Below are 15893 nucleotides of genomic sequence, written 5' to 3'. Positions count from 1 at the left end.
CCCGTCGCGTATCGTTTCCACGACCCACGTTCGTAGGGCCACGGGCCAGTGGCCCTTATGCTCTTTCTCGTCCGAAGGCGACGAGTTCGGCGGGACGAGATGCGACGGTCGCGACGGAGGCCGCCCCTACTCGAGGGCGCGACCGGAGCGGCGCGTAACTGCAGGCGTCGCTCCGACCGGGACCTCAGTAGCCCAGTTGATCGCGGACCAGGACGACGGTCGTCCGATCGTCCTCGAGTTCTTGTCGGAAGATGAGCTGTTTGGCGATGGCGGACTCGACGCCGTAGGCCTCCTGTGCCCGTTCGTTCTCGAGGGGGTAGGCGACCGACTCGAGGCGGTCGAGCGCGTCCTCGAGCGTCGGCACGATCTTGTTGACGCCGCTGACGATCACGACGTTGCTCGCGGCGAAGGGGTACGCGCCGATCCGGCTGCCAGAGCGGTCGGCCGCGACGAGTTCGCCCGTTTGGGCGATCGCGTTGATACCGCCGAGGAAGTAGTCGGCGGTCTGGGACTCGCGGCGGGCCGCCTGGCGCTCGGCGTCGTCGTCGATGCTCCAGATCTCGTCGGCCAGGCTCTCCCACTCGTGGTCGCCCGCCGAGAGGTAGTCATCGAAGCCGATCTCCTCGAGCGTCGTGGAGTGGCCGTTCATCACCGACGCACCGGCAGGGATCTGTGATTGGACCGCTTCGAGGGCCGCTTCGGTTGAGTCGGCCACGACGACGTCGAAGCCGTTCGCCTCGAGGTTGTCGACGGTTGCCTCGATGGCCTCGTCGGTCGGCAGTTCGTCGAGCGTCGCGTCGATCTCGGTGTCGTCTACGTAGTCCGGTTTTCGTTGTGACATGTGTCGTTGCCGTACGTTCGTCTGGGGCCGAGATCACCGTAAGTGTTCGCGGATACCGGTGTTAGCTGATTACACCGGTGTTACTTCGTCGTTCGGTCGGCCCGCACTGCCGTCCGCGAGTGCCACACGCTGGGCCCAATCACGAATTACCGGGTCGAATACCGCCAATAAGCAAAACGACTAACACGTCACCCGTGGTCGGTAACGTATGCGTGATTTTCACGTTCACTCGAACTACTCGGACGGAGACTTCCTTCGATCGATGGTTCGGGCGGCCGAGACGGCCGGTCTCGACGGCATCGGGTTCGCCGACCACTGCAACGTGGCCTCGCGCGAGCGGCCCGAATCGATGCGAGGGGTCTACGGCTTCAACCTCGATCTCACCTACGAGCGCCGCCGTCGGGGGATCGAGCGGTTGCAGAGCGACTTCGACCTCGAGATCTACGACGCCGTCGAGATGGACTACGATCCGCGCGACGAGGCGGCCATCGACACTTTCCTCTCGGAGGCGGGCTTCGAGTACGCGATCGGCAGCGTCCACGCCGTCGACGGCAACAACGTCCAGGTCGCGTCCCACTTCGCGGCGATGTCCGACGCCGAACGCGACGCGGTCGTCGACAGGTACTTCGACCGGCTGGTCGCGCTCGTCGAGTCGGAACTGTTCGATATCGCGGCCCACGTCGACCTGCTCGAGCGGACGCCGCCGCTGCGGGGGCGGGCGACCGAGGCCCACTACCGGCGCGTGGCGCGGGCACTTGCCGACTCGCGAACGGTGCCGGAGGTAAACGCCGGGCGGGCGCTTTCCGACGCCGGGGTCGTCCATCCCGCCGAGCGGTTCCTCACCGTTCTCCGCGACCACGACGTGGCCGTCACCGTCGGCACCGACTCCCACCACCCCGACGAACTCCCCGACCGAGCCGCCTTCCTCGAGGACTTCCTCGACGAATGGGGTCTCGAGGCAGTCGATCCGGACGGACTTGGGACTGACGCGTGAATCGACGGGAGCCGTCACGTCTCCTTCAACGCCGAGAAACGAGACTCTCGTTCCCGATCGAATGTGACGAACAGCAACGGGTTCCCGGCTATCGTAATGATCGTTCATACATATTCTTCAATGTACGTCCATTCTTCACGAAAGATCCTTGGTAATCTATAGCAAAGTCTTTAGGTCACGTGGAGCAAAATCGAGGATACGGTCGATCATCGGCCACTGATCCACTATGAGCGACGACGAACTCATCTGGCGAATCGCGGGCGGTTCCGGCGACGGGATCGACTCGACGAGCCAGAATTTCGCCAAGGCGCTGATGCGCTCGGGGCTCGACGTATTTACCCACCGCCACTATCCGTCGCGGATCCGCGGCGGCCACACCTACGTCGAGATCCGAGCCGCGGACCATGAGGTACAGTCACGCGGCGACGGCTACAACTTCCTGCTCTCGCTGGGTGACTCCTTCGCCCGCAACCCGCAGGAGGAAGCCTACTACGGCAACGAGGAGATCAAGCCCCTCTCGGAGAACTTGGACGAACTTCGCGAGGGCGGGATCATCGTCTACGACGAGGGCCTCATCAGCGAGGAAGACGTCGAAGCGATCGACCTCCACGAGCGTGCCGAGGAAAACGATTGGCACGTCTTCCCGATGGACCTGCGCGGACTCGCACGCGAACACGGTCGCGAGGTCATGCGCAACACCGCAGGCGTCGGCGTCACCGCGGCGCTGTTGGACATGGAACTCGAGCACATCGAGGACCTGATGTCCGACGCGATGGGCGGGGACGTTCTCGAGGCGAACCTCGAGATTCTCCACGAGGCCTACGAGACGACGCGGGAGGAGTACGAGTTCGAACACGACCTGCGGGCCCCCGAAGGCTCTCACGACGCCGAGCAGGCGCTGCTGTCGGGTTCGAACGCGATCGCCTACGGCGCGATCGACGCCGGCTGTCGGTTCATCGCCGGCTACCCGATGACGCCGTGGACGGACGTATTCACCATCCTCGCGCAGAACTTCCCCGACATGGGCGGGGTCTCCGAGCAGGTCGAGGACGAGATCGCCGCGGCCGCGCTGGCCGTCGGCGCGAGCCACGCCGGCGTCAAGGCCATGTCCGGCTCTTCCGGCGGCGGCTTCGCGCTGATGTCCGAACCGCTCGGGCTGGCGGAGATGACCGAGACGCCGGTCGTCCTCGTCGAGTCGATGCGGGCCGGCCCCTCGACCGGGATGCCGACCAAACCCGAACAGGCCGACCTCGAACACGTCCTCTACACGAGCCAGGGCGACTCCCAGCGGGTCGTCTTCGCGCCCGGTAACATCGAGGAGGCCTACGAACAGACCCGGTTGGCCTTCGACATCGCCTGGGACTACCAGATCCCGGCGATCGTCATCTACGACCAGAAACTCTCCGGCGAGAACACCAACGTCGATGTCGACTTTTTCGACCGCGAGGTCTCGCCGGACCTGGGCTCGACGCTGACCGAGGACGAACTCCGCGAGGCCGCCCACGACAACTCCGGGAAGTTCAAGCGCTTCGACTACGAGAACGCCGAGAACGGCGTCGCGTCGCGGTCGATCCCCGGACAGAAGGGCGGGCGCTTCCTCGCGACCGGGAACGAACACAGCCCGGTCGGCCACATCAGCGAGGATCCCGACAACCGCGTCGCCCAGATGGACCGTCGCCTCGAGAAACTCGAGTCCATCCGCGCTGAACTCGACGAGGAGCGCGAGTCCACCCAGACCTACTTCGGCGACGAGACGGCCGACTACGGCATCATCACGTGGGGCTCCTCACAGGGTGCGGTCGAGGAGGCCATCGAACGACTCAACGCGAACGGCCACTCCGTCAAGGGGCTCAGCGTCTCCGATATGATGCCGTTCCCCGAGAAAGAGGTGACCGAGTTCTTAGAGAGCGTCGACGAGGCGATGGTCGTCGAGATGAACGCCACGGCGCAGTTCCGCGGGCTGCTCCAGAAGGAACTGGGCCGGTTCGGCGAGAAGCTCACGAGCCTGCTGAAGTACAACGGCAACCCCTTCGAGCCCGCTGAAATCGTCGAGGGCTACGAGGTCAACCTCGCCGAGGAGGACCGCGAACCGACCGCACAGGTACGAATCGAACCTGCTGCAGGTGACTGACAATGAGTGCATTCAACGCAATCGGAGAGGAACGCGAGATCGACCGGGACGAGTTCACCCCCGGCGTCGAACCGCAGCCGACGTGGTGTCCGGGCTGTGGCGACTTCGGCGTCCTGAAGTCCCTGAAACAGGCGCTTCCGGAGGTCGGTAAGACCCCCGAGGAAGTGCTGACCGTCACCGGGATCGGCTGTTCGGGCAAGCTGAACAGCTACCTCGATACCTACGGCTTCCATACGATCCACGGTCGCTCGCTGCCGGTCGCCCGCGCGGCCAAACTCGCCAACCCCGAACTCGAGGTCATCGCCGCGGGCGGGGACGGCGACGGCTACGGGATCGGTGGCAACCACTTCATCCACACGGCCCGGGAGAACCACGACATGACCTACATCGTGTTCAACAACGAGATCTTCGGGCTGACGAAGGGCCAGACGTCGCCGACGAGTCCGAAGGGCCACAAGTCGAAAACCCAGCCCTCGGGCAGCGCGAAGACGCCGATCCGGCCGCTCTCGCAGTCGCTGACCGCCGGCGCGAGCTACATCGCCCGCACCGCCGCGGTCAACCCGAACCAGGCGAAAGAGATCATCAAGGAGGCCATCGAACACGACGGGTTCGCCCACGTCGACTTCCTGACCCAGTGTCCGACTTGGAACAAGGACGCCCGTCAGTACGTCCCCTACATCGACGTCCAGGAGTCCGACGACTACGAGTTCGACGTCACCGACCGCGCGGAAGCCGCCGAGATGATGCGCGAGACCGAGGACGTCCTCAACGAGGGGACCGTCCTCACGGGCCGGTACTACGTCGACGAGGACCGGCCGTCCTACACCGAGGAGAAGGCCGCCGTCGGCGAACTGCCCGACCAGCCGCTGGCCGAGCGGTACTTCGACGACGACGCCGAGTGGGAACGCAGCTACGACCTCCTCGAGCGCCACACCTGAGGACGGTCGCGAACGACCCCGAATCGGTCGACCCCGTTTCACTGCTTTGCAGGAGCCCGCGACGTGACTGGCTGGATCGAACTCAGTCGCGTCCGTCCGCGCCGACCCCTTTAGCGAACAGCTTCGAGACGTAGCTCAGAATCAGGAGGGCGAGGACGAGCCCGGCGAGCAGGCGCGGATCGAACCCGTACAGCGCCTCGCGGACGCCGTAGGCGACGACCAACAGTCCCATTAGCAGCGCCGTTCCGCCGGCCCACCGCGAGGCGTATGCGGGGTCGACCGATTCGTCGTAGTTGGCGTGGAGGTCCGCCCGCCCGCGAACGGCGATGAGCCACGCCAATCCGAGGATCGCGAGTCCACAGCCGATCCAGACGACGCCGCTGATGAGAGTCGGAGCGACCACGATGGTCGCCCTGGGTCCACCACGGGAATAAACCGCGCGATTTCGGGCCTCGAGCCGGTCGTCTCCCCGTGTCTTCCGTTCGGATATACGTCGTTTTCGGATACAAAAGATATTTTTCCGCCGGAGCAAAACGTACGGTCATGAGTACCCAGGCGACGGAAGATCGTATCCTCGAGGTCCTCGAGGAGGACGCCCAGGCGTCCTACGCCGAGATCGCTGATCGGGCGAACGTCTCGAAACCCACGGTACGGAAGTACATCAACCAGCTCGAGGAGGAGGGGGTGATCGTCGGCTACTCGGCCGACATCGATCCGAAGAAGCTCTCGAGCCAGACGATCGCGATGGTCGGGCTCGACGTGGCCAGCGAACGCTACGTCGAGGCGACGAAGGCGATCAAGGACCTCGAAGCGGTCGAGGCCCTGTACAGTTCCAGCGGCGACCACATGCTAATGGCCGAGGTGCGTGCCGAGGACGGCGACGCCCTGGGTGAGATCATTTCCGAGGATCTCCTCGAGATCGACGGCGTGACTGCGGCCCATCCATCTTTCCTCCAGGAGCGTCTCAAGTAACGCGCGTCGCCGTTCGTCGCCGGTCGTTGGGACCGACGTTTTCCCCGTGGCCGCCGTAGCCGTCACCGAGCGATGCCTACCTACGAACGCGAGACGACCGTTCGATCGCCCTTCGAGGACGTCTGGGCCTTCCACTCACAGATCTCCGGCCTCGAGGGACTGACGCCCGACTGGATGAACCTGCGCGTCGAGCGCGTGATCGGGCCCGACGGGGAGCCGGATCCGAATGTCCTCGAGCCCGGCTCGGAGATCGCGCTCTCGATGCGGCCCTTCGGCGTCGGGCCGCGACAGCACTGGACGTCGGTGATCACGGACCGCGAGCGCGAGGACGGATCGGCGTACTTCCGGGACGAAATGGTCCACGGCCCCTTCGACCGCTGGGAACACACCCACTCGTTCTACGCCGACGGCCGTCGAACCCGGATCCGGGACCGGGTCACCTACGACCTCCCGATCGGCGGGCTCGGGGATGCGGTCGCCCCGCTCTCGAACCTCGGGTTCGAGGCCATGTTTCGGGCACGCCACCGGCTGGCGAAAGCCCAACTCGAGTGACCGAGCCGCGGTGACGTGTCGGCGGCCCAATCGGGCGATTCGACACCCGAACCAGTCCCGTTTTGCCCGTTGCCGGCCTACCGGGATGTATGACTGACGACGGGGTCGACCGGCGACGGTTCATCGGTGCGCTCGCGGCGGGGACGGGTGTGGGTATCGCCGGCTGTCTCGGCGAGAGCGAGTCCGATGACGGCCCCCCCGCACAGGTGTACGAACCGACGCTCGAGGGGATCGAGGAAGGGCCGTTCGCGTTTCCGGAGGGCGAGTCCTGTGCGGTCTGTAGCATGGCCGCGACCGAGTACCCCGAATCGAGTCAGCTCGTCCACGAGAACGGGCAGGCAGCCGTGTTCGAGTCGCCGGGCTGTCTGTTCGCGTACGTCGCCTCGTCGACGCCGGACTCGCCGATCGCCGGCGCGTGGACGGTCGATCGCGAAACCGGCGAGCAGATCGACGCGACCGAGGCCCACTACGTCCTGATCACCGACGAGGAGGCGGTCGACGATCCGATGGGGATCGATCCCAAAGCGTTCGCCGACCGGGAGGACGCCCTGAACTATCTCGAGGCGTGGGAGGCCGAGGACCTCTCGCCCGAGGACGACATCATCACTGGGCTCGAGCCGGTCGACCTCGAGATCGCGGCGATCTACCGCCCACATCGAGTACCCGACGAGTAGCTCGGGTTCGACCGGTTCCGGAAGCCGTTTGTGGGGTCGCGCGGGAGCGATGGACGTGTACGTCGATCGCGAGCCGACACCGCTGATCGCCCTCGCGGTCGCGGTGGCGGCGACGAGTACCAGCGCCGTCCTCGTCCGCTGGAGTACGGCTCCGAGTTCGGTTGCGGCGTTTTACCGCGTCCTCTTTACGACCGTCTTGGTCGCGCCCGTCGCCGCGACCCGTCACCGCGGGGCCTTCGCGCGGCTCTCCATCCGGGACCTCGCAGGTGCGATCGTCGCCGGCGTCGCGCTGGCAGTCCACTTCGCCGCGTGGTTCGAGAGCCTCGCCCACACCAGCGTCGCCGCCAGCGTTACGCTCGTCCAGAGCCAGCCGATCTTCGTCGCGCTGGGGGCATGGTTGGTCCTCGGCGAGCGACTCACGCGAGCGACGGCCGCCGGGATCGCCGTCGCGCTCGCGGGGGCGACGGCGATGTCGCTCGGCGACGCCGGAGGTTCGGCCTTCGCCGGGACGGCCCCGTACGGCAACGCCCTCGCAGTCCTCGGCGCGGTGACCGTCGCCGGCTACGTACTGGCCGGCCGCTCGATCCGCCAGCGGGTCCCGCTCTTTCCCTACGTGACCGTCGTTTACGGGGCCTGTGTGGTCGCGCTCTTTGCTCTCGTGGGTCTGCAGGGCCACGCCTACGTCGGCTATCCGCCCCACGAATGGGCGCTCTTTCTCGGGCTGGCTATCGGCCCCGGCCTCCTCGGGCACACGGTGAGCAACTGGGCGCTGGCTCACCTCGAGTCGGTCGTCGTCAGCGTCGCCTGGCTCGGCGAGCCGGTCGGTGCGACGCTGCTCGCGCTCGTCCTGCTCGGGGAAGTGCCGGGCCCGGTTACGGTCGGCGGCGGCCTCGTCGTGATCGCCGGCGTCGCGGTGACGACGCTCGAGCGGGACCGGCGCGTCGACACGGCGGACTGACGGCCGTGGCGGGGTCGTCGACAGAAAAAGAGCCCGGCAGCGGGCTACTGGACGTCGATCTCGCCGACCGCGTCGAGCTGTGACTGGTCGAGGTAGACGCCCATGTCCTCCTCGGCGACGAACTCGACGGTCTGGGTCTCACCCTGTTCGCTGAGGAAGTCCGAACGGACGTAGGTGTTCCACTCGTTCGTCCCGCCCGCGCTGGCGATCACGAAGTTGTGGCCGGGCAGCGGTTCGTAGGTCCTGTTCTCGCCTTCGGGCTGGTGTTGCCCGATCGCGTTCTCCCACTCGAGGGCGTAGGTCTCGCCGGCCTCGAGTTCGAGCGTCGGGTTCTCCTCGTCGGCGATGGCGTCGGGGCCGACCCCGACCCAGCGTCCCTCCTCGAGTCGCATCGAGTAGGTCTCGGCCGGGTCGCCGGGCTCGGTTGCAGACAGGGTGGCGGTGAACGCGGCGTCGTCGCCGTCGATCGTCACCGTGTCGGTCAGTCGCTCGTGGCCGTAGGTCCAGACCTCGACGTCATACTCCCCGTCCTCGAGCATATCGAAGCGGGCGACTGCGGGCGGTGCTTCCGCTTCCTGTTGGCCCGGTTTGGCGGCGACGTCGGAGAAGGAGTGGTGATCGCCGACGAACACCTCCGCGCCGAGGGGGTCGCCGTTCTCGTCTTCGACCCGTACCCGCAACTCGTGGACCTCGTCGGCGTCGATCAGTTCGATCGGGCCGCGCATCTGGACGGGATGGGGAACGCAGTAGTAGCCCGCCATCCCCTCCTCGGCGGTGACCGTCAGCGAGGTCGATTCGCCCTGCTCCTCGACGAAGTCGGTCGCCTCGATCACGTTGCCGTCCTCGTCCTCGAGGGTGAAGTTGTGCCGCGAGCCATCGCCGTTCGTCCAGACGATCTCGTGGTCTTCGCCCTCGATCAGTCGCAGCGGCGGGTTCGAGCGGCCGTCGATCTCGGCGGGGGCGACGCCGACCCAGCCGCCGACGATACCCAGCAGCGAGAGGGTTCGGCCCTCCCCGTCGTTCTGCGTGGCCGGCAGCCGGAAATCGATCTCGTCGCGGTACGCGCCCGCAGTGCCGGCGGCTGCCGTCCCGGCGATCGCCGCGGTGCCTCGCAGCACGCCGCGGCGAGACACGTCGTCGCGTGAACGTTGTTCGTTCGACATGGTTGTGTAGTGGTGATCGGTCGTCGGTCAGTCCTCCATCGAGAACACGGCGAGCGTGTCCCCGCGCGGTCCCTGCCGGAGCCAGCCGCTGCCGCCGACCTGCACGGCGACGTACTGTTTCCCCTCGCCGGGGTCGTACCAGCTCATCGGCGAGGCACTGATCGGCACGTCGAACTCGTACTCCCAGAGGCGGTCGCCGGTCTCGCCGTCGTAGGCGACGAAGGTGCCGTTCTGGGTGCCGTTGAAGACGAGTCCGGTGGCAGTCGACAGCGAGCCGCCCCACATGTAGTGGTCGTCCTCGCTCTCGATCCACTCGCGCCAGACGCGCTCGCCGGTCGTCGGATCGACGGCCGCGAAGGCCGTGATCGCGCCGTTCCACTCGTCGGGGAACTCGCTGGCCGGATCGTCCAACCCGCCGCCCCAGTAGGGGTTGCCCTCGCTGTACTCCTCGTAGCGCCAGTAGAGGTCCTGCGGGTAGTTCTGGTGAATCACGTACACCAGTCCCGTCTCGGGGTTGTACGACGGCGGCTGCCAGTCGTTGCCCCCAGGTGCGCCGGGGACGAACGCGACGCGTTCGTCCTCGCTGATGTGGGGGATCATCTCCCACATATTGATATGCTGGCAGATCTCCTCGCTGCGCTCGTGGAGATCGCCCGATTCGGCGTCCATCATGTACACCCAGCCGGTCTTGTCCGAGCCGACGACCATGTCCATCGACCCGTCGTCGGTCTCGACGTCCCGGATCAGCACGCGCGGCGCGACCGCGTCGTAGTCCCAAACGTCGTGGGGACTGCTCTGGAACCCCCACTGGAACTCGCCGCTCTCGAGGTCCAGCGAGATCGTTCCACAGGTCGGGAAGTTCGGCCCCGGCCGTACCGTGCCATCGAAGTCGGGGCCGGGGTTGGCGACCGCCGTGTAGAGGACGCCCGCCTCCTCGTCGATCGTCGGTGTCATCCAACTCGTCCCACAGCCGTGTTCGCGGCTCGCACCGACCCACTCGTCCTCGAGCAGCGTGTCGGTTTGCCACTGTATCTCGCCGCTCTCGGCGTCGATTGCGGCGATGAATCCGAGAACGCCGTACTCGCCGCCGGCGCTGCCGGTGTAGATCGTCCCGTCGTGGACGACCGGTGCCCACGTCGCCGAGTACCCCTCTTCGTGGTCGGCGGTACTCGTGTACCAGCGCTCCTCACCGGTGTAGCGGTCCAGCGCGACGACGCCCGAATCGAGCGTCGTCATATAGACCGTGTCGCCGTGGACGGCGGCCCCGCGGTTGTTGTCGTCACAGCACAGTTCGACCCCCATCGGGACCGCGTAGGTGTAGCTCCACAGGATCTCGCCCTCGCGGGGGTCGATCGCCTTCATGTGGTTCGGCCCGTTCGTCTGGTACATCACCGGCGGGTCGCCCGGGACGACGATCGGCGTCCCCTCCATGCTCGAGCCCGTCCCGACCGACAGCTCGTACTCCAGCTCGAGGTTGGCGACGTTCTCCGGCGTGATGACGTCGGCCGGCGTCGCGCGGTGTTGTTCGTAGCTGCCGCCGTACATGAGCCAGGACTCGGGGTCCTCGCCCGTGTCGCTCAGCATCTCCTGGTCGACGTCGACCTCGGGAATCCGGTCGGTGTCGTGTTGTTCGGTGACCGCCTCATCGGGTCCGCCGACCAGCGTATAGCCGTCGTCGGTCTCTTGGAGTTCGATCTCGCGTGCGGCCTGAACGGCCCTGTCGTTGCGTAGTGCCATCGAATCACCGCAGTTCGCTCGGGGCGCGCATCTCGTCCGTGATGTAGAACACGGAGTGACACAGTTCCTCTTGGGCGACAATCTGGACGGCCGACCCCGCGGTGAACGCGGCGGTCAACTGTTCGTCGGTGAGCCGTCGGTCCCCGACGAGATCGCAGGCGGCCGTCGCCGTCACGAACAGCCCGCCCAGCATCGCCTTCGTGTACCGCACTGCGTCGTCGAGGATCTCGTCGGTGAGGAGAACCCCGTACTGGCTGAGGTGCCTGTCGAGCCCGCGGATCCACAGCAAAGCCCCGCCCATCGCGCGCTGGTGGAGCGGCGGGACGGTCGCCGTCTCGAACTCGACCCCGTCCGGGATCTGGTTCGACGGCACCCATCGCGCGAGCCGCTCGCTGTTGTTCGCGACATCGGTCAACAGTGCCGTCTTCTCGGCCTCGTCGAACCCGACGCCGTCGAGCGCCGACGACAGCGGCTCCGCCAGTACCAGTTCGCGGACCGTCGTCTCGATGTGTCCCGCGGTAAACCGCGGCAGGTTCTCGTCGAGGCTTTCGAAGAAGCCCGCCTCGAGCAGGTGGTCGTACAGTCGCCAGCCCGGTGCCGCCAGCGCGGTATACGGGCCGTCCATCCCGTCGGGGACGCCGCCGTCGCGAACCGCCGGTACGCGACCGATCGCATCCGCGATGTTTGCCCGCTCCCGCTCGAGTCGGTCCCGCTCGAGTCGCCCATCGAGGTCGGCCCGAATCGCTTCGCCACGGGAGGCAAATGACGAGTCGGACCGCGGTTCGATCTGTCCCGCGAGCCCCGCCCACGTTACCGCTCCGTCCGACGGATCGTCGACGCCGAGGACCGCTGCCAGATCGCGTTGTTCCGCGGCTGTCATGTTCGCCGCAGTGGATATTTGTGCCATGATACCACGGCACAAAGAACGCCATCACGTGCTTTGATAATGCTTATCAAAGAATTCCGGAGCTATAGGGTCCATCTAAACGAGTGTACGGTCCACCGGAGGGACCGTCGCTGCGCGGGAACGTTCGCACAGACTGTACGGCTACCCTATCGCGTGACGGGAGGCCGGTCCGCTGGATCGAACTTCCCAGTAATCGGCCCGTACGGGACGATACCCGTTTTTGATCCTCGCGACCGTACGTTCCGTGGGTGAGACCCGGTGATCGATCTCCGCGACCTCCGGACGCGCCTCGAGCAGCCGGCGTACGTCGGTGAGAACCGGTGTTGGCCGTGTACGGCCGTCAACATCGTAATCGCGGTCGCCGCCGGGATCGCGGCGGGGATCGCCGTCGCTCCGTCGGTCGGCGCGCTCGTACTCGCCGGCTGTCTCGCCGTCGTCCGCTACCGGGGCTACCTGCTCCCCGGAACGCCGACGCTTACCCGGCGGTACCTCCCCGATCGCGTTCTCGCGCTGTTCGGCAAGACGCCGTCGCCGCAGGCGACGATCGAGACGGTCTCGCCCGCGGAGCTGACGGACGTCCTGCTCGCTGCCGAAATCGCGACCGACCGGGCGGGTGACCTCCGACCGACCGCCGCCGTCCGAGAGCGGTGGGCCGACGACCGCTCGAGCGACGGGCCGGCCGAACCGAGCGCCGCCGCCGTCGCAGCGATCCTGGGTGCGGACGACCTCGAGCGGATCGACGACGCCGCGTTCGTCGTCGACGGCCGTAAACGCGTCTGCTGGGAATCGACCGCGACGCTGCGGGCCGACATCGCCGCGGCCCCCCTGCTTCGCGCCCGCCTCGAGGGGTGGGACGATCTCGCCATCGACGAGCGCCGCGACCTCCTGCGGGGGGTCCGGTTGCTCCGGGATCGCTGTCCGATCTGTGGCGGAGCGGTGACGACCGCCGCCGACCGTCACGATCACTGCTGTCGGCGGCCCCGCGTCGCGATTCGAGCCGTCTGCGAGGACTGTGACCGGCCGCTCGTCGAACTCGCCGTCGCCGAATCGGCGGCCGACCCGTGGCTCGAGATGGCCGACCTCGCCCTCGCGGACGAATCGCCGTCCGAACCCTGAGCGGGTCAGTCTTCGGCCGTCGGATCCGCGGTCTCGCCGATCGGTTCGACCTCGACATCGATCTCCGCGGCGGCGGCCTTGTACTCGGGGATCTTCGCGCGCTCGTCGAGGACGTGGTTCGTCAGCTTGTTCGCCGACGCGGCGGCGAAATGCGGCGTCGTCCAGACGACCCCCTCCTTGGTGTCGTCGGTAACGCGGGCCTCGAGCGTGATCTCGCCCCGCCGCGAGTGCAACCGGACGTACTCGCCGTCCTCGATGCCGTAGCGCTCGGCGTCAGCCGGATGGACGTCGACGAAATTCTCCGGGGTTTGCTTGTTCAGCGTTGGCGAGCGGGTACTCATCGTCCCGGTGTTGTAGTGTTCCTCGAGGCGCGCGGTCGTCAGTATCAGCGGGTACTCGTCGTCTGGGGTCTCCGCGGGTGGGGTGTGTTCGACCCCCTCGATGTGGCCCAGGCCGCTCTCGGTCTCGAACACGTCCTCGTAGAGGAACGGGTCGCCCTCGTCGCCGGGCTCGTAACAGGGCCAGTGCAGTCCCTCCTCGCCGAGCAGGTCGTAGGTCATCCCGTGGTAGCTGGGACAGACCTGCCGGAGTTCCTCGAAGATCGCCTCGGGATCGTCGAAGTCAAAGCCCTCGTCGAACAGCCGCGTCCCGATCTCGGTCAGGATCTCCCGGTCGTGTCTCGTGTTCTCGTGGACTTTTCCCACACCGCGCATCCGCTGGACGCGTCGGTCGGTGTTGGTGACGGTGCCGCCCCGTTCCGCCCACGTCGTCGCCGGGAGGATCACGTCGGCGTAGTCCGCCGTCTCGGTGTGAAAGATGTCCTGGACGACGGTGAACTCGAGGTCCGCCAACCGCTCGGCGACCGCATTGGCGTCGGGTTCGCTCATCACGGGGTTCTCGCCCATGACGTAGAGACCCTTGATCGAGTCACCCGCCTCGTAGGAAATCTCGACGTTCGTCAGGCCGGGTTCGTCGGGGATCTCGAACCCCCAGACGTCCTCGACCGATTCTCGGGCCTCGTCGTCGTCGACCAGCTGATAGCCCGGGAGGACGTTCGGCATCGCGCCGACGTCACAGGTTCCCTGAACGTTGTTCTGGCCCCGCAGCGGGTTGACGCCGGTGCCGGGCCGGCCGAGGTTGCCCGTGATCAGCGCGAGGTTGATCTCGTTTTGGACGTTGTCGACGCCGCAGGCGTGCTGGCTCATCCCCATCCCGGTAAAGATGGCCGCGTTGTCGGCCGTCGCGTACTGCTCCGCGGCGCGTTCGATCGCCTCGAGCGGGACGCCACATTCCTCGGCCGCGGCGTCTTTGTCGAAGTCCTCGAGCGTCTCTTTCAGGTCCTCGAACCCTTCGGTGCGTTCCTCGACGAACTCCTCGTCGATCCAGCCGTCCTCGGGGTGTTCCTCGTGATGCTCGAGGATCGTCTTCAGGACGATATTGAGCAGCGGGATGTCGGTCCCGGGATTCAACTGGAGGTGCTGGTGGCGCTCCGTGTCGTCGATCCCGAACGACCGCGTCGTCTTGTTCGCGTGGGGGTCGACTTGGATGACCGTCGCGCCCTCCAGCACCGCCTGCCGGAAGTACTGACTGTTGGCGATGGGGTGTTGCTCGCCCGGATTAGCTCCCTGAATCCAGAACACGTCGGCTTCCTCGCGGAGGTCGCGCATGCTGTTGGTCATCGCCCCCGCGCCGAGGCTCGTCCGCAGCGCCCAGACCGTCGAGGCGTGGCACATCCGCGTGCAGTTGTCGACGTTGTTGGTGCCGTACCGGCGGGCCAGCTTCTGGAGGAGGTAGTTCTCCTCGTTCATCACCTTCGAAGAGCCGAAAAAGCCCATCGCGTCCGGGCCGTACGCCTCACGGATCCGCTCGAGTTCGTCGACGATGTAGTCGTAGGCTTCCTCCCACGTGGCCTCGCGGAACTCGCCGTCCTCCTTGATCCGTGGCTCGGTGAGTCGGTCCTCGTGGTCGACCACCTCCGTCGCCGCGCCGCCCTTGATACAGATCCGGCCCTCGTTGACCGGGGCCTCGCCCCACGGCATGAACCGGACGTCGCCGGGCTCTTCGCCCGGCTGGACTTTGATCCCGCAGCCGACCCCGCAGTACGGACAGATCGTTTTGACTGGCTCCTGTTGATCGCTGGACATCGAGGTTACACCCGTTGGCCGACCAGTCTACACCCACGTGCATGATACTTTCTACCACACAGGTGGTATGTGGTTATCGATAGATCGTCTCGGAACCTCTTCGTCAGCGGCCCCGACTCGAGACCATCGGGACAACGCCTACGGGACACCGCGTCAAATAGTCGCACGATGGAACTCGCCGACTCGCTCGTCGCCGCAAAGGCCCGCGAGTACCGTGAGCGGGAGCCGCTGTACGCCGTTGAGGCCGAACAGCTCGAGACGTTGCCGGCCGCCTTCGCGGCCGGCGAGTACGGCCGTCGGGACGCGGTCTGGGTCGTCCGGTGGTACTACCGGCGCTTCCTCGGGGACTACCCGGACGCTGACCGCCGCGCGGCCGAGGACCACTTCCGGGACAACGACTTCGAGACCGTCCGGAGCGCCATCGCGGCGGCCGTCGATGCGGCCGACGCCGCCGCGGCCGTCGAGGCGCTGACCGCCCTCGAGGCCGTCGACGTTCCCGTCGCATCGGCGTTTTGCATGTTTCTCGATCCGGACGAGTACGTCGTCGTCGGCCCCCGCGAGTGGGCGATGCTTCGCGACGCGGACGAACTCGAGCGGCCCTACCCCGACCCGCCGTCGGTGGCCGACTACGAACGCTACCTCGAGCGCTGCCGGACCCTCGCCGACCGGTTCGATTGCGACCTCTGGACGCTGTACCGGGCGCTCTGGCGGCTCTCCGACTGAGTACCGATCCGCCTCGACCGCCCTGCCCCGCTCCGGCCGCCGT

Annotated in this window: 15 protein-coding genes; 9 read left to right on the top strand and 6 right to left on the bottom strand. The window is 66.7% G+C overall.

What is annotated here, in order from left to right:
* Nucleotides 1-184 precede the first annotated feature (184 nt).
* Nucleotides 185-841, bottom strand: coding sequence for a lactate utilization protein (locus NATPE_RS13745; RefSeq protein ID WP_015299143.1), 657 nt, complete (start codon nt 839-841; stop codon nt 185-187).
* 208 nt (nt 842-1049) lie between these two features.
* Here NATPE_RS13745 and NATPE_RS13740 point away from each other — a divergent pair, with 208 nt between their 5' ends.
* The 3 genes from NATPE_RS13740 to NATPE_RS13730 all read left to right on the top strand — a co-directional run bounded on the left by NATPE_RS13740 (nt 1050) and on the right by NATPE_RS13730 (nt 4904).
* Nucleotides 1050-1835, top strand: coding sequence for a PHP domain-containing protein (locus NATPE_RS13740; RefSeq protein ID WP_006181104.1), 786 nt, complete (start codon nt 1050-1052; stop codon nt 1833-1835).
* Nucleotides 1836-2061: 226 nt separating this feature from the next.
* Nucleotides 2062-3966 carry a 2-oxoacid:acceptor oxidoreductase subunit alpha gene (locus NATPE_RS13735; protein ID WP_006181103.1) on the top strand — a complete coding sequence of 635 codons (1905 nt, stop codon included), beginning with the start codon at nt 2062-2064 and terminating at the stop codon, nt 3964-3966.
* Nucleotides 3967-3968: 2 nt separating this feature from the next.
* On the top strand, nt 3969-4904 hold the full coding sequence (locus tag NATPE_RS13730) for a thiamine pyrophosphate-dependent enzyme (protein ID WP_006181102.1): 936 nt from the start codon (nt 3969-3971) through the stop codon (nt 4902-4904).
* 82 nt (nt 4905-4986) lie between these two features.
* On the opposite strand, the gene NATPE_RS13725 is transcribed toward NATPE_RS13730, so the two are convergent.
* On the bottom strand, nt 4987-5307 hold the full coding sequence (locus tag NATPE_RS13725) for a hypothetical protein (RefSeq protein WP_006181101.1): 321 nt from the start codon (nt 5305-5307) through the stop codon (nt 4987-4989).
* A gap of 140 nt (nt 5308-5447) precedes the next feature.
* Here NATPE_RS13725 and lrpA1 point away from each other — a divergent pair, with 140 nt between their 5' ends.
* From lrpA1 to NATPE_RS13705, 4 genes are all read left to right on the top strand, one after another.
* Nucleotides 5448-5876, top strand: a complete 429-nt coding sequence (gene lrpA1 / locus NATPE_RS13720) for an HTH-type transcriptional regulator LrpA1 (protein ID WP_006181100.1) — start codon at nt 5448-5450, stop codon at nt 5874-5876.
* 72 nt (nt 5877-5948) lie between these two features.
* Nucleotides 5949-6428 carry an SRPBCC family protein gene (locus NATPE_RS13715; RefSeq protein ID WP_006181099.1) on the top strand — a complete coding sequence of 160 codons (480 nt, stop codon included), beginning with the start codon at nt 5949-5951 and terminating at the stop codon, nt 6426-6428.
* Between the two features lie 89 nt (nt 6429-6517).
* A complete protein-coding gene (locus NATPE_RS13710; RefSeq protein ID WP_006181098.1) occupies nt 6518-7102 on the top strand; it encodes a nitrous oxide reductase accessory protein NosL in 585 nt (194 codons plus the stop codon).
* Nucleotides 7103-7151: 49 nt separating this feature from the next.
* A complete protein-coding gene (locus tag NATPE_RS13705; protein ID WP_006181097.1) occupies nt 7152-8060 on the top strand; it encodes a DMT family transporter in 909 nt (302 codons plus the stop codon).
* Between the two features lie 44 nt (nt 8061-8104).
* Here the strand turns inward: NATPE_RS13705 and NATPE_RS13700 are convergent, their stop codons facing one another.
* The 3 genes from NATPE_RS13700 to NATPE_RS13690 are packed head-to-tail and all read right to left on the bottom strand — an operon-like array spanning nt 8105 to nt 11840.
* Nucleotides 8105-9223: a cupredoxin domain-containing protein gene (locus NATPE_RS13700; protein WP_006181096.1), complete on the bottom strand. Its 1119-nt coding sequence runs from the start codon at nt 9221-9223 to the stop codon at nt 8105-8107.
* 27 nt (nt 9224-9250) lie between these two features.
* Complete coding sequence (locus tag NATPE_RS13695) at nt 9251-10960, bottom strand: pyrroloquinoline quinone-dependent dehydrogenase (protein WP_006181095.1); 1710 nt, start codon at nt 10958-10960, stop codon at nt 9251-9253.
* A 4-nt stretch (nt 10961-10964) separates the two neighbouring features.
* Nucleotides 10965-11840, bottom strand: coding sequence for a hypothetical protein (locus tag NATPE_RS13690; protein ID WP_006181094.1), 876 nt, complete (start codon nt 11838-11840; stop codon nt 10965-10967).
* A 285-nt stretch (nt 11841-12125) separates the two neighbouring features.
* On the opposite strand from NATPE_RS13690, the gene NATPE_RS13685 reads away from it, so the two are divergent.
* The gene (locus tag NATPE_RS13685) at nt 12126-12983 is read left to right on the top strand and encodes a hypothetical protein (protein WP_006181093.1); all 858 of its coding nucleotides are present in this window, start codon (nt 12126-12128) and stop codon (nt 12981-12983) included.
* A 5-nt stretch (nt 12984-12988) separates the two neighbouring features.
* Here the strand turns inward: NATPE_RS13685 and fdhF are convergent, their stop codons facing one another.
* Nucleotides 12989-15127: a formate dehydrogenase subunit alpha gene (gene fdhF, locus NATPE_RS13680; RefSeq protein WP_006181092.1), complete on the bottom strand. Its 2139-nt coding sequence runs from the start codon at nt 15125-15127 to the stop codon at nt 12989-12991.
* Between the two features lie 168 nt (nt 15128-15295).
* Between fdhF and NATPE_RS13675 the strand changes: the two genes are divergently transcribed.
* A complete protein-coding gene (locus NATPE_RS13675) occupies nt 15296-15850 on the top strand; it encodes a hypothetical protein (protein WP_006181091.1) in 555 nt (184 codons plus the stop codon).
* Nucleotides 15851-15893: the final 43 nt, after the last annotated feature.

The organism is Natrinema pellirubrum DSM 15624, assembly GCF_000230735.2.
Classification (GTDB): Archaea; Halobacteriota; Halobacteria; order Halobacteriales; family Natrialbaceae; genus Natrinema; species Natrinema pellirubrum.
This window is presented reverse-complemented; position numbering and strand designations above follow the sequence as displayed.